A 14,023-nucleotide genomic window follows, 5' to 3' on the forward strand; every position below is an offset into this window, starting at 1 on the left:
CTTGTGTTTAAATGATTTGACCTTTTTGAAGGTTAATGACTTGAGAACAACTGCTAACCCATGCTTCATTAAAGCTTACAACTACTAATGACCAAGGATGCTTAGCATCTGTCAAGTAATTAATTATTCGTTGGGTTTCTGCAACTTCAAAATGCTCTAATGGCTCTTCTAAAATGAGCATATGAGGTTGTTTTAAAATAGCTCTTGCCAACATTATCTTTTTGGAAACCGTAAACGGAATTTGCTTACCTTCAGGATAAATTATAGTGTCTAAACCTAATTCTGTCTCTTTAAGATAGTCTGTTAGACCCACAACTTTTAAAACCGTTTCGATTGTACTTGTTGTTATTGATGCATCGCTAAGAGTTAGATTTTCTTTAATTGTGCCTTCAAAAGGTGTTTCGTCACTAAGCACCAAACCTAAGTTAGACCTGTAGCTATTGAGTGATAGATTACTTATTGAAGTATCATTTAAAAAGATGCGACCTTTGCTTGGATTGAGAAGTCCTGAAATAATTCTCAAAAGCGTTGATTTTCCTGAACCACTTTCTCCTTTAATTAAAATTCTACTTTTTGAATTGATATTGAAAGACACATTCCTTAAAATTGGTTGATTTCGATTTGGCACTTCGTAACAAACACTATCTAATTCAATTTTAAAGCCCTTATCAATGCTAACAGACTCTCCGTCTTGCGATTCAATTTTCTTATCTACTACCTGACCCATTTTTTCTAAAGAGGTTAAAACATCATAGAAAGACTCAAGGCCAAGAATTAGTTTTTCAACAGACGCTATGACTAATAAAATAATAATTTCAGCGGCTACGAATTGCCCAATGTTCATCTCTTGATTAAGCACCAGTAAACCACCAATAATAAGTAATCCTGCTGTTACTAAAACTTTAAAACCAATCATTTGAATAAACTGAATTATCAGAATTTTAAAATGGCTTTCTCTGGCTTTCAAATAGCCTTCAACAAGCTTATCGTTTTTATCCACAGCTAAAGATGTTTTCCCTGAAATTTTGAAACTCATGATAGATCGTGCCACTTCTTGAATCCAATGCGCCACCATATATTTTTTCTGAGACTCTAGTAAACTTGTATTCATACCACGTTGAATTGTATACTTAAACACCACATAAATGAGTAGTATAAGCAAAACACCAAAGGCTATAAAAAAGGGATGATAGAATGACAATAAAATCAGTGCAAACAAAATCTGTAAAACTGCAGCAGGCACATCAATGAGTAGTTTTGCCAAACCTTTCTGAACTGCCAAAACATCAAAGAAACGGTTAGCTAATTCTGGCGGATAGTAATTGTATAATTGGTCCATTTTTATCTTAGGAAATCTATACGTAAACTCAAAAGAAGCACGCATAAATAAGCGCTGTTGGACTGTTTCTATAATTCGCATTTGCATAAATTGTAAGACACCTACAAAAGCAACACCAAGTGTTACTAAAACAACTAGTACTATCCATGATGTGCTGACTTGCGCACCTTGAATTAAATTGATAATGGCTTGAATGCCTAAAGGCAAAGTCAAGTTGATTAACCCAGCAAATACGGCATAATATATGACTTGAAATAAATCTTTACGCTCAAGTTTAAGCAAGCCTAAAAACCGCTGCCATGGCGTTAATACAGGAATTTCGTTACTCATCTTTTTTAAGATTTTATAGCATTAATTGTTAATTCTTGGAAAAATTTTGTTGGTGTAACGGTTTCGTTACAATCGGTAATTGATGTAAAATGTTCTTTTAAGAAATGTTGGTGTAGTGCACCTTCGACTATAGTGCTAGAAATACTTGACGCGTATTTATAGTCTACATTAATAGCTAAAATCATATCACGAAGTCGCGTAATTAAACGCTTATAAACCACGAAGTAACCTTCTTTGTTTTCGCTATCAACTTCTTTAGTTAAGTAAGACTTCGAATATTCATTAATAATAATTTGATTCAGCTTAACCTCATTAATGTGTAAGAAATCATTATCCTCCTTAATAGTTCTAGTCACAACCTCAATGGCTTTCAATAATTTTTCTGTTGGGTTAGGCAAATTTGATGTAGAAAATACCAGCTGATACTCAATCCAAGCCCAATACCAAGATGTTAGATATAATAAAAGCTTGTGCTTACTTTCGAAATAACGGTAAATCGAACTCTCGTTAGAACCAATTTTAGCTCCTAATTTTTTGAATGTAAAATTGTCAAAACCAATTTCATCAATTAAAAGGATACTATTGCCAATAATACGCTTTCCTAAATCTGAAGATTCTGGATCTTTTAAAAAGATTTTTTCTGGAACCGAAATCTTAATAGTCGAGAGTAGATTTTTCATATTCAATAATTTAAAACGCAAACTTAATAGTATTACTATCAATTTTGCGAATAATTAACATATATTTAAGCTAAAGACTCAGCTTAAGGTATTAATTCGATAAAAAACCTAGTTATTTTCTTGAAATCGCAGCTTTTTCCTTTAAAGCTTGCTTAAAATCTGCACGGATAGTAAGTGCTTTGTCTATATATGATAATGCCTTTTCTTTGTTATTCTTGTGCTTGTAAATTTGAGCTAATCTATAATACGCCCATTCTTTAGGTACACCATCAGCTGCAGTATAGTTTTTGATATACTTAAGTAAACATTGTTCTCCTTTATTTAACTGAATGTTATAGTCTGCAGAGACCTTACCCAATTGATAGTGTAATGCATTGCGGTTGTGCTTTTTCTGAGAAGCTTCAATCGTTTCAATAGCTTTTTGAGGTTTGTTTTGAGATTCGTATAGATTTGCTAATTTCTCAAAACAAGTAACAGAACCTCCAACTGCTACAGCCTTTTTATAATAGTTTTCTGCAAGCTCTGGCTCATCGTCATATTCATAGATATAGCCTTTAGCTAAATAACCATCTACTTTAGATAATACTTCTAATTCATTAGCATATTTCAATGATTTCTTTTTACTTCCTCCTACAATTCCTGGTAATGACATATATAGTTCAACCAAAGCCCAACGTGTATCTATATGGTTGGGATCTAACTCAGCAGCTTTTAAAAATGCCTTTTTTACATCTCCAATAATTCCTAAAGCTCTTAGCTTACTAATGCTTAAAGCTTTCATCCCTAAGGCGCCACCATACTTGTAATGGTAGTTGGCGTTTTTAGCATCTAATTGCGTAAGTTTTTTGTATTGCTCGATAGCTTCATCCCACTTTTCTTGATAACCATATGCATCTCCTAATAACTCAATACCTTTTTTATCAGCGGTATTGTTAAGCACGTAAGCTTTCATTAATGCTTCAGCTTTTTTGTATTGTTTTTTATTGAAAAGTGTCTGAACACGGTCAAAATCTGTTTGACCAAACGCTACAATAGGAAACAATAGAAAGAGAATTATTTTTTTCATATACAGCTAACAAAAATACAACTTGTATTATTATAAATGGACGCTATTATTTTTCTTTACTTACATCTGTTTCACTTATAAAATTGCTAACTTCACTCATCTAAGTCACACATAGACTTAATTTGCATTTTTTGGAATACCTTTTGAAGGTATTTTGCAGTAAAACTGTTAAACATGAAACACCCAATAATTACCTTGATATTAATTTGCTTTTCCACATTCATCTTAGCTCAAAATAAAAACTATGAAGAAGATTGGGCTACTGTAGCACGTTTTGAAAGAGATGGATTAACAAAATCAGCTTCTGAAGTTGTAAACAATATTTATAAAAAAGCAAAAGCTAAAAACAATTCTGTACAGATTGTAAAAGCTCTAATATACCAAAGTAAATACTTACAAATTCTCGAAGAAGATGCGCAATTAAAAATCGTAACTAATTTTAAAACAGAAATTGCATCACAGGATATAGTTACTAAACGTATTTTAGAAAATTTATTAGCAAAACTCTATTGGCAATATTATAATAATAACCGTTATATATTTTTAAATCGGTCAAAAACCGATGAACGTATCGGAGATGATTTTAGGACATGGGATTTACAAACCTTATTTACAGAAATTCACCACTACTATAAACAATCTTTGCAAAATGGATTATTACTTCAGCAAGAGCCTTTAGAAAAGTACATGATACTTCTAAATGAAGTTGAGAACTCTAAATTATATAGGCCAACACTTTTTGATTTTTTAAGTCATAACGCATTAGAATTTTATCAAAGTAGTGAAAATGGTATTCACCAGCCTGTATATAAATTTAGTATTAATCAGCCAAAATATATAGCATCTGCAGATGAGTTTATGCACTTAAACATTAGTTCAAAAGATTCTATCAACCTTCAGTTGAATGCGCTAAAAATCTTTCAAAATATTTTGCGTTTTCATCAAAAAGATAAAACTTCTAAAGCCTATATCTCAACTAATATCAAGCGTTTAAATTTTATAAAACAAAATGCAACTTTTAGTAATGTAGAAACTAAACTTGTAGACACCTATTCTAAAGAGTTAGAAAAAATAAACTCCCATGAGAATTCTAGTTTATACAGTTTCCAAATTGCCAAACAACTTCAAGAACTTGGTCAAAGGTACATTGCCAGCTCTGAAGAAAGTGAAAACGATTTGAGATGGAATATTAAAAATGCCTTAGAGATATGTGAGGCCACAATAACGAAATTTCCTAATAGTGATGGTGCTCAAAAATGTGATGTATTAAGAGAGCAAATCCTCAATCCTATGCTGAGACTCAAAACTGAGAATCATATTCCACTTAATAAGCCTTCTCTGATTTTAGTGAATTACAAAAACCTTCAAACTCTAGATTTTAAAATTTATAAGATTAGTAAATCAAAACTTAGAAAGTTTAATAAACTATATAGTGAAGATGACAAATCTAAATTTCTAAAAAAACTTAAACCTCAGAAATCTTTTACAAGCCAACTAAAAGACGAAAAAGATTACCAAAACCATAGTATAGAAATTGTACTTCCTGCTTTAGAAAACGGATTATTTCTTATTGCTGCTCATACCAAGCGTGGTGTTTTTTCAACCACACATATCCAAGTGACTAATATGGCACTATTAGAGGCTCAAGAGAAAGACAAAGTTAGCTATCAAGTTATCAATAGAAATAATGGACAACCTATTGTTGGTGCCGATGTGGAAGTATCTTATTCAATATCTTATGATAGAAATGCTAGACGAAAAGCCAGTTTTACCACAGATCATCTTGGTCGTTTCGTTTTCTCTAAAACTAACAATAGTCACTATAACGTAGTAACAACAGTACGTTATGGTAAGGAGACTGCCGAATTTGGGCACTCTTATATCAACAGACGCCATAGAGAAAATAATTCTAAGAAAATTACTTATAGAACTTTTATAATCACAGATAGAAGCATCTATAGGCCTGGTCAGACTATTTATTTTAAAGGAATTGCTACTAAAACTGAGAATAAAAAAACAAGTGTTGCATCTAATGAAACTATTAATGCTGAATTATACGATGTTAATGGTCAAAAACTAGAAGAACTTAAATTTTTAACCAACGAATATGGGTCTTTTCATGGCGAATTTATTATACCAAATAGTGGCCTCAATGGAGAGTTTTCAATACATACAATCTCAGAAGTTTTAGGGTTTTCTTCGCACTACTTTGCTGTAGAAGAATACAAACGTCCAAAATTTGAAACACAATTTTCACCAGTTACAGAAACCTATAAAGTCAATGATAGTGTTACTGTAAAAGGAAACGCTATTGCCTTTGCCGGAAGTAATATCACAGATGCGAAAGTGGTCTATCGTGTAAAACGAAATGTGCAGTTTCCGCGTTGGCATTACTGGAGAAGACCAAGTTATAATTCTACTGCCCAAGAGATTTCGTTTGGTGAATTAAAAACAGACAACAAAGGCGAATTTGAAATCACTTTTAAAGCTATCCCTGACGAAAAAGCAGATAAAGACAGTCTACCTATTTTTACTTACGAAATCACAGCAGAAGTTACCGATATTAATGGTGAAACTCGAAGCACAAGTACAACTGTACGTATAGGTTATCATGCACTAACAGCTAGTGTAATAGCTCCAGAGCGAATTGACAAATCTGAAAAAAAGACAGAACTAAGTATTAGCACCCAAAACCTCAACGGCGAGTTTATCCCTGCAAAAGGAACATTGAAAATATACAAACTTCAACATCCCGAATATATATTACGACCAAGGCCATGGTCTGCGCCAGATTATAAAAGCTTAAGTAAATCTGAGTTTAAAAAGCTATTTCCAAATTGGGCATACAATAACGAAAACCATCCTCAAAACTGGGAAAGAGGAAAAGAAATTTTCAAAACCAATTTTGATACTGAGGTATCAAAAAACATAGTCATAAAACGCATAAAAAATTGGAAATCTGGCACTTATATTATCATTTTAGAGACCAAAGATAAATTTGGTGAAGATGTAAAAGATCAGGCATACACATTTCTATATTCTGACACTGACAAGACAGTGGCAGATAACAAACTCTTTGATGTAAGTATAGATAAGACAGAGTACCAAGCTGGAGATATAGCTAAACTCACTTTTGGAACACCCATAAAAGATAGTCATATTACAATTACCACAGAAAAACATGGCGAAATTGTAGAAACCCAAGTCTTTGAATTAAGTGATTCTAAAAAACAAATACAAATCCCAGTTAACAAAGAAGATGTTGGAGGTTTTGTGGTACATTACAGTTTTTCTAAAGCAAATTATTTAAAATCAGGTGCGGTTACCATAAATGTCCCCTATCCCAAAAAAGATTTACAAGTTGAAACTAATACGTTTAGAGATAAGTTACAACCAGGACAAGACGAAACATGGAGCTTCAAGATTAAAGGCCCAAAAAGTGATAAAGTAACTGCAGAGGTTTTAGCTAGCATGTACGACGCTTCCTTAGATGAGTTTAGAGCTCATGATTGGAGCTTCTCACCTATCAACAGACCAAATTATTACTCAAGAATTAATAAAAATGGCGCCCAAAGTTATGGTGTAGTCAATTTTAGAAACGCAAATTATTTTAGGACAACCAAGAGTTATACTTATCAAGGTTTTGATACATGGAATTGGTTTGGATTTTATTTTGGAAACGAAAGATTATCGCGTCGTTACTATTATAATGCCGTAAAATCTATCGAATCTAAGGTATCAGCATCAATTGATGCATCAATAAAAGGAGATACAATAAAAGGAGTTATTACAGAGTATACAGGTGAAGCATTACCTGGAGTAAACATATTACTAAAAGGAACAACAACAGGTACAACCACAAACTTTGATGGGGAGTTTAAAATTGAAGCTAAGAAAGGTAATGTACTCGTATTCTCTTTTATAGGAATGAAAACCATTGAATACAGGGTTGACAAAAACAATTTTTTACGAGTAATACTTGCAAATAATGATGCAGCTTTAGATGAAGTTGTAATAACTGGTTATGCTACAAGCAAAAGAAAAAAGTCTTCTGTTAGCAGTGTTAGGGTTGATGCTATGCTAGAAGCTGAAGAAGAAGTTGATTTAGAAGCTCCATTTGCAATGAATATTGCTGGTCCTGTTCGCGAGATAGACGTTACTGGAAATAATTCAGTATCAGATTCAAATATAAACCCCAAAAAAGCTTTAGTTCAAATCCGAAAAAACCTTCAAGAAACAGCGTTTTTCTTTCCACAGTTGCAAACGGATAAAGACGGTAATGTGAGTTTTAATTTTAAAGCGCCAGAAGCGTTGACTAAATGGAAACTGCAGTTATTAGCACATACCAAAACTCTAGAGAGTGCAACAGCGCAATACGAAGCTGTGACTCAAAAAGAATTAATGGTGTTACCTAACGCCCCTCGCTTTTTACGTCAAGGCGATGAGATTGTAATTAGCACTAAAATTGCTAATCTTACAGATAAAAAACTACCAGGTATTGCCCGACTTGAGCTTACTGATGCTGTCACTGGAAAACAAATCATTCAAATAATAAAGGGTGAAGAGAATCGAAGCTACACGTTAATGACAGAGTTAATAGAAAAAGAGTTTACTGTCGATGCAAAAGGTAACACCCAAGTTTCATGGAAATTAGAAATCCCTGATAATCTTCAAGCTATACAATATAAAATCACTGCAATAAGTGTCGATTTTGAAAATGAAACTCAGTTTAGCGACGGTGAACAAAACGTCTTACCTGTATTAACCAATAGACTATTAGTGACGGAAACCTTACCAATGTGGGTGCGCTCTAATCAGACAAAGACATTTACTTTAGATAAGTTAGCGTCTTCAACTTCTACCACATTAAAAAATCACAAGCTTACTTTAGAAATTACATCTAATCCCGCTTGGTATGCTGTGCAAGCGTTGCCTTATTTAATGGAATATCCCTATGACTGTAGTGAGCAAACATTTAGTCGTTATTACGCCAATGCTTTGGCACAACACATTACCAAGTCTCATCCAAAAATTGAAGCTGTCTTTAATCAATGGAAATCTACTGACGCACTTATTTCTAGTTTAGAAAAAAACCAGGAGCTAAAATCATTATTAATAGAAGAAACACCTTGGCTCCGTGATGCACAATCCGAAATTGAGCAGAAAAAACGCATAGCGCTATTATTCGATTTAAACAAGATGAATAATGAGTTACAATCGTCTATCCTCAAACTAAAGAACAATCAATACAGTTCTGGTGCTTGGCCTTGGTTTAATGGTGGAAGAGATAATAGATACATCACCCAACATATTATTTCTGGGTTTGGCCACTTAAAACAACTTGGAGTCATTACGACAGCGCAAAGCGACGAGAAATCTCAAATGGTTGAAAAAGCCATTCAATACTTGGACAAAGAATTTGTAAAAGAATATAAGAACCTTAAAAAATATAGCTCTAAAGTAGATTTAGACAAAGACCATTTATCCTACACACAAATGCACTATTTATATGTGCGTAGTTTTTATCCAGACATTACAACTTCTAATGAGGTTAACAAAATAATGGATTACTACAAAAGTCAAATTCATAAGTATTGGTTGAGTCGCTCACTATATGCCAAAGGTCTAATGGCATTAATTATGCATAGAAGTAATGATAGTAAAACCTCTAGTAAAATCCTGAAGTCTTTAAAAGAGAATAGTATTACTTCAGACGAATTGGGTATGTATTGGAAAGCCAATACAGCATCTTGGTATTGGCATCAAGCGCCAATAGAAACACAAGCACTATTAATTGAAGCCTTTTCAGAAATTGAAAACGATACTGAAACGATTGACAACCTTAAGATATGGTTACTTAAAAATAAGCAAACCAATAAATGGGAAACAACTAAAGCGACTGCTGAAGCAGTTTATGCCTTGCTACTTCAAGGTAGTGAATGGCTAGATGTCACAGAAGCTGTAGATGTGACTGTTGGAAATGAAGTTATTACACCTTCAAAATTAGAAAATGTAAAGGTTGAAGCCGGCACAGGCTATTTCAAAACCTCTTGGAATGGAAATGATGTAAAAGCTGAACAAGCAAAAGTCACGCTATCTAAAAAAGGAGAAGGTATCGCTTGGGGTGCCATGTACTGGCAATATTTTGAAGATTTAGATAAAATAACCTCAGCAGAAACACCACTAAAACTAGAGAAAAAACTATTCTTAAAAACAAATACAGATCGTGGTGAAGAGATTTCAGAAATCACAGAAGACACCAAACTCAATGTTGGTGATTTGGTTAAAGTTAGGATAGAATTGCGAAGTGATCGCGATATGGAATTCTTACATCTTAAAGATATGCGTGCCGCTGGTTTTGAACCTATCAACGTGCTATCGCAATACAAGTGGCAAGATGGTTTAGGTTACTATGAGAGCACAAAAGATGCGGCAACTAACTTCTTTATAGACTTTTTGCCAAAAGGTGTTTATGTTTTTGAATATGATTTGCGTGTTAATAATGCCGGTGACATGAGTAATGGCATTACAACAATACAGTCTATGTATGCCCCAGAATTTAGCAGTCATAGTGAAGGCGTTAGAGTTACTGTAGAGTAATATTTGTTAGTTTATCGGCTTGAAATCGACAACATACAAGTGAGATCAAAAAATATAATTTGTATCTTACTTATCTAACTAATAAAATTTTACAATTATGAATTCAAAAGTTTTTATGGTTCTAAGAATCTTACTAGGCGTTTTTATCCTTGTATTTGGCGTAAATAAATTTGCTGGGTTTTTACCTCCACCTGAAGGGATGTCTGCAGATGCAGGTGCCTATTTTGGGGCATTAACTAATGCAAAAGTAATGGACCTTGTTGGTGTAGTTGAAATCATTGCCGGACTTGCATTAATCTTAAATAAGTTTGGAGCATTATTAGCGCTTATACTCATGAGTATTTCTGTAAACGCAGCATTATTTCATGCTACTTTAGACCCAGGAAATATAGCTCCTGCTCTAGCACTATTAGTTTTAAATATTGCTGTACTATACGGTTACAAAGACAAATACAAAGCTTTGCTAAGCTAATACACAACTAAAAGAATAAAAAAAGAGGCTTGTACAAGCCTCTTTTTTATTTAATACGTTTAGAAATCATTGCCAATTGCCCCATATGATTGGCCTGATGCTCCATAACATGAAACCATGCCCAATGGTTGGTCATACCACCATTACTTTCAGCAAACCAAGCGTCATCTTTTTCTTTTAAAAGTTTTTTTGTTTTCGCCCTAACTTCATCATAGATGTCTAAATAATACTGAATAGGTTTTCCAACAAACTCTTTACGGGCTTTATCGCCAAGACTTAAAGCTGTACCCCATTTTGCGTCTTCATCTTTATTAAATTGTCTCCCTTCAAAAGTGTAAACCTGATAATAGGCTTCCGTTGCTGCCAAATGGTAAATCATAGCACCTGGTGTATTGGCATTTTCATCTAAAAGAAAGTCAGTACCGTTTTGGTCTAGATTTCTAACAATACGCTCAACTCTAGCCTTTAATCCATCTAACATGGAAACCATGTTGCCTATATCATTTGAATAGCCTTTAGGGGGTTTTACATCATATTGTGCGTTAGAAATTGTGAAAAAGCAAACGAAAAGAATGCTGAAAATAAACTTAGAATGTTTCATTGATTGCTGTTTTGGTTTATATAAATGTAAATCGAACATCTCAATTTTTGAGAGGACTTAACAACAACTTAACGAAACATAAAACGCATTACTTTTTGGGAGGATATTTACTAAAGACTTTTTCTATTAGTTTCATAAAGCTTTCCTCTCGCTTTTCTGGCGTATTACCAATATTAGACATCGTAGTTATTGCTTGCCAAAACACACCGTTTTTTGAATCGTCTACAAATTCAATACTAATCTCTCGCATAACTCTATTTTGTCCAACAGGAATGCCAATGGATACTCCTCCACCAACATTACGGCCAGTACCTCCAATACCAACACCTACAGCACTGTTAGAATTAGCATCAATTTCACCAGATTGAATATCGATATTAAAACTTGGAGTTTCAGATTTTTCAAAGCCCATAGCTTTAAGCTTATCATCTATAGCTCGTACAAGGCGTTTCTCATCTAGTTGATTAAAACCTGACTTCATATCTGTAAAATAGTTGTAGGTTTTATATTGAGTAAAGTCAGTATCTTTCTCGTAATCGTAATCAACAAAAGCGCCACACGACGTAAATAAAAATAATATGGAAAGAAATCTCAGCAGTCTCATCTTTTTAGTTTAAAGATACTAAAAATTGAAACCGAGTTTTAAATTTTAACGCTTTATGAATGATAAACTTTAGGAATTAAGTATTTTCCAAAGCTTATCTTTTAACTCCTGAATACCTTGATGAGCAACGGATGACATAAACATATAATCAATATTTAAATCCTTGTCTAGTTCAGCTTTCATCTCTGCTTTTAATTCGTCATCTAATAAATCGGACTTAGATACTAAAAGAAAACGTTCCTTATCTAACATTTCAGGATTGTAACGTCTTAATTCATCTAGTAAAACTTCGTATTGCTTAACGATATCATCAGCATCAGCAGGCACTAAAAATAGTAGTATTGAATTACGTTCTATATGTCTTAAAAAGTAATAGCCTAATCCTTTTCCTTCAGCAGCACCTTCGATAATACCAGGTATATCAGCCATTACAAATGACTTAAAATCACGGTACTCAACAATACCTAAATTGGGCTTTAAGGTTGTAAACTCGTAATCGGCTATTTTAGGTTTTGCAGACGTCATAACGGACAATAATGTCGATTTCCCCGCATTAGGAAAACCAACTAAACCAACATCAGCTAATACTTTTAGCTCTAAGGTGATGTGTTTTTCTTCCAAAGGAATACCTGGCTGAGCATAACGAGGTGTTTGATTGGTAGAACTTTTAAAATGCCAATTACCTCGCCCACCTTTTCCGCCTTCGGCAACAATTTTCTCCTGACCTTCTTCTGTGATTTCAAAAAGGACATTATTCGTTTCCGTATCTCTGACAACTGTTCCAAGAGGCACATCTAGATACATATCTTCACCATCAGCACCAGTACTTCTACCAGAACTGCCATGAGCACCATGACCAGCTCTAATGTGTCGTTTAAATTTTAAATGTAAAAGTGTCCAAAGGTTAGGGTTAGCTCTTATAATAACATGACCACCACGACCACCATCTCCACCATCAGGACCACCTTTTTGTATGTATTTTTCTCGATGTAAATGTGCAGAGCCTTTGCCTCCGTTTCCAGAGGAGACATGCATTTTTACGTAATCTACAAAGTTGCCTTCAGTCATAATTTCCCTTTATAGGTCGAAGTGTTTAATTGATATTTTCTGAGCGTATTAATCTGGTTAGAAATTTTAAGAATACTTTCTCTCAAAGTTTCATATTCAGTTTCATTAACAAAAAACTATTAAACTCTTAGAGTTTATCAAGCACTGTACTTAAACGCTCTGTAATCTCTTCTATACTACCAACACCATCAACGCCAAAGTATTTATCTTGACTAGAATAGTAATCTTTTAAGATAGCCGTTTTATCGTAATATTCTTTGATGCGATTTCTTATAATACCTTCATCTGCATCGTCTGGTCTTCCACTTGTTTTTCCTCTTTCTAATAATCGACTTACCAATACTTCATCTTCAACCTCTAAAGCCACCATGGCATTAATTTGAGAATCTTTAGTGTTCATTAATACGTCTAATGCTTCAGCTTGGGCATTTGTACGTGGAAAACCATCAAAAATGAAGCCCTTTGCATCTGCATTTTTTTCAACTTCAGCATTGAGCATATCTATAGTGACTTCATCCGGCACTAACTCACCTTTGTCCATATAAGACTTCGCTAATGTGCCAAGTGCTGTTTCATTTTTTATATTATATCTAAATACGTCTCCAGTAGAAATATGTACCAAATTATATTTGTCTTTTAAGAAATTTGCTTGTGTACCTTTGCCTGCTCCTGGAGGGCCAAATAATACAATATTAGTCATGTGTTGTGTTGTTTTTAGTTGATATACTTCGGGTAAGTCTCTTCCTAATCCGTTATAATCTAGGCCATAGCCTACTATAAATTTATTTGGAATTTCTATACCGACATAATGTAGTTTAAAGTCTTTCTTATAAGCCTCTGGCTTATAAAACAACGTCGCAATTAAGAGTTGCTTTACGTTTTCATTTTTAAAAATACGATGCACTTCAGCAAGTGTGTTTCCAGAATCAATAATATCTTCAAGAATGACAACAGTTCTATCTGTTAAATCTTGAGTTAAACCGATAAGTCTTTGAATATCTTCGGTAGATTTTACACCATCATAAGAGGCCAATTTTATAAAAGTAACTTCACAAGGATGCGGATACTTTTTCACAAAATCGCTAACAAACATAAAAGAACCGTTAAGAATACCAACAAATATGGGCATTTCATCCTTTAAGTCCTCTGCAAGAGCATCAACCATTTGTTGCACAGCGTCTTGTATTTTCTCTTCTGAAATAAAAGGTTTAAAGTATAAATCCTGAAGCTTTACGAGCATGTTTTAATTTTAAAAAGGCAAAG

At 33.7% G+C, this 14,023-nt stretch carries 9 protein-coding genes; 2 read left to right on the forward strand and 7 right to left on the reverse strand.

Translation table 11 applies throughout. The features are described 5' to 3' along the window. Nucleotides 1-7: 7 nt before the first annotated feature. The 3 genes from IEV10_RS13235 to IEV10_RS13245 all read right to left on the reverse strand — a co-directional run bounded on the left by IEV10_RS13235 (nt 8) and on the right by IEV10_RS13245 (nt 3,415). Nucleotides 8-1,669 carry a peptidase domain-containing ABC transporter gene (locus tag IEV10_RS13235; RefSeq protein WP_188375214.1) on the reverse strand — a complete coding sequence of 554 codons (1,662 nt, stop codon included), beginning with the start codon at nt 1,667-1,669 and terminating at the stop codon, nt 8-10. Nucleotides 1,670-1,674: 5 nt separating this feature from the next. Continuing rightward, entirely contained in the window at nt 1,675-2,349 is a 675-nt protein-coding gene (locus tag IEV10_RS13240) for a TetR/AcrR family transcriptional regulator (protein ID WP_188375215.1), read from the reverse strand. Between the two features lie 112 nt (nt 2,350-2,461). Beyond that, nucleotides 2,462-3,415, reverse strand: coding sequence for a tetratricopeptide repeat protein (locus tag IEV10_RS13245; protein ID WP_188375216.1), 954 nt, complete (start codon nt 3,413-3,415; stop codon nt 2,462-2,464). A gap of 174 nt (nt 3,416-3,589) precedes the next feature. Here IEV10_RS13245 and IEV10_RS13250 point away from each other — a divergent pair, with 174 nt between their 5' ends. Both IEV10_RS13250 and IEV10_RS13255 read left to right on the forward strand, forming a co-directional pair. After that, nucleotides 3,590-10,015 (forward strand): alpha-2-macroglobulin family protein, encoded by a 6,426-nt coding sequence (locus tag IEV10_RS13250; protein WP_188375217.1) that lies wholly within the window; start codon nt 3,590-3,592, stop codon nt 10,013-10,015. 97 nt (nt 10,016-10,112) lie between these two features. Beyond that, complete coding sequence (locus tag IEV10_RS13255) at nt 10,113-10,487, forward strand: DoxX family membrane protein (RefSeq protein ID WP_188375218.1); 375 nt, start codon at nt 10,113-10,115, stop codon at nt 10,485-10,487. 46 nt (nt 10,488-10,533) lie between these two features. On the opposite strand, the gene IEV10_RS13260 is transcribed toward IEV10_RS13255, so the two are convergent. The 4 genes from IEV10_RS13260 to IEV10_RS13275 form a co-directional block, all read right to left on the reverse strand. Next, nucleotides 10,534-11,088 (reverse strand): mycothiol transferase, encoded by a 555-nt coding sequence (locus IEV10_RS13260; RefSeq protein WP_229719722.1) that lies wholly within the window; start codon nt 11,086-11,088, stop codon nt 10,534-10,536. A gap of 88 nt (nt 11,089-11,176) precedes the next feature. Next, entirely contained in the window at nt 11,177-11,692 is a 516-nt protein-coding gene (locus tag IEV10_RS13265) for a DUF4136 domain-containing protein (protein WP_188375220.1), read from the reverse strand. Between the two features lie 69 nt (nt 11,693-11,761). After that, a complete protein-coding gene (obgE, locus tag IEV10_RS13270) occupies nt 11,762-12,760 on the reverse strand; it encodes a GTPase ObgE (protein WP_188375221.1) in 999 nt (332 codons plus the stop codon). Nucleotides 12,761-12,887: 127 nt separating this feature from the next. Then, a complete protein-coding gene (locus tag IEV10_RS13275) occupies nt 12,888-14,000 on the reverse strand; it encodes an adenylate kinase (protein ID WP_188375222.1) in 1,113 nt (370 codons plus the stop codon). Nucleotides 14,001-14,023 lie beyond the last annotated feature (23 nt).

The sequence above is a fragment of the Winogradskyella haliclonae genome (assembly GCF_014635865.1).
Taxonomy (GTDB): domain Bacteria; phylum Bacteroidota; class Bacteroidia; order Flavobacteriales; family Flavobacteriaceae; genus Winogradskyella; species Winogradskyella haliclonae.

Excerpts from the sequence above, each read along its gene's own strand:
- IEV10_RS13265 (WP_188375220.1), bottom strand. The coding sequence starts at position 11,692 with ATGAGACTGCTGAGATTTCTTTCCATATTATTTTTATTTACGTCGTGT.
- IEV10_RS13250 (WP_188375217.1), top strand. The coding sequence starts at position 3,590 with ATGAAACACCCAATAATTACCTTGATATTAATTTGCTTTTCCACATTC.
- IEV10_RS13235 (WP_188375214.1), bottom strand. The coding sequence starts at position 1,669 with ATGAGTAACGAAATTCCTGTATTAACGCCATGGCAGCGGTTTTTAGGC.
- IEV10_RS13255 (WP_188375218.1), top strand. The coding sequence starts at position 10,113 with ATGAATTCAAAAGTTTTTATGGTTCTAAGAATCTTACTAGGCGTTTTT.
- obgE (WP_188375221.1), bottom strand. The coding sequence starts at position 12,760 with ATGACTGAAGGCAACTTTGTAGATTACGTAAAAATGCATGTCTCCTCT.
- IEV10_RS13260 (WP_229719722.1), bottom strand. The coding sequence starts at position 11,088 with ATGAAACATTCTAAGTTTATTTTCAGCATTCTTTTCGTTTGCTTTTTC.
- IEV10_RS13245 (WP_188375216.1), bottom strand. The coding sequence starts at position 3,415 with ATGAAAAAAATAATTCTCTTTCTATTGTTTCCTATTGTAGCGTTTGGT.
- IEV10_RS13240 (WP_188375215.1), bottom strand. The coding sequence starts at position 2,349 with ATGAAAAATCTACTCTCGACTATTAAGATTTCGGTTCCAGAAAAAATC.
- IEV10_RS13275 (WP_188375222.1), bottom strand. The coding sequence starts at position 14,000 with ATGCTCGTAAAGCTTCAGGATTTATACTTTAAACCTTTTATTTCAGAA.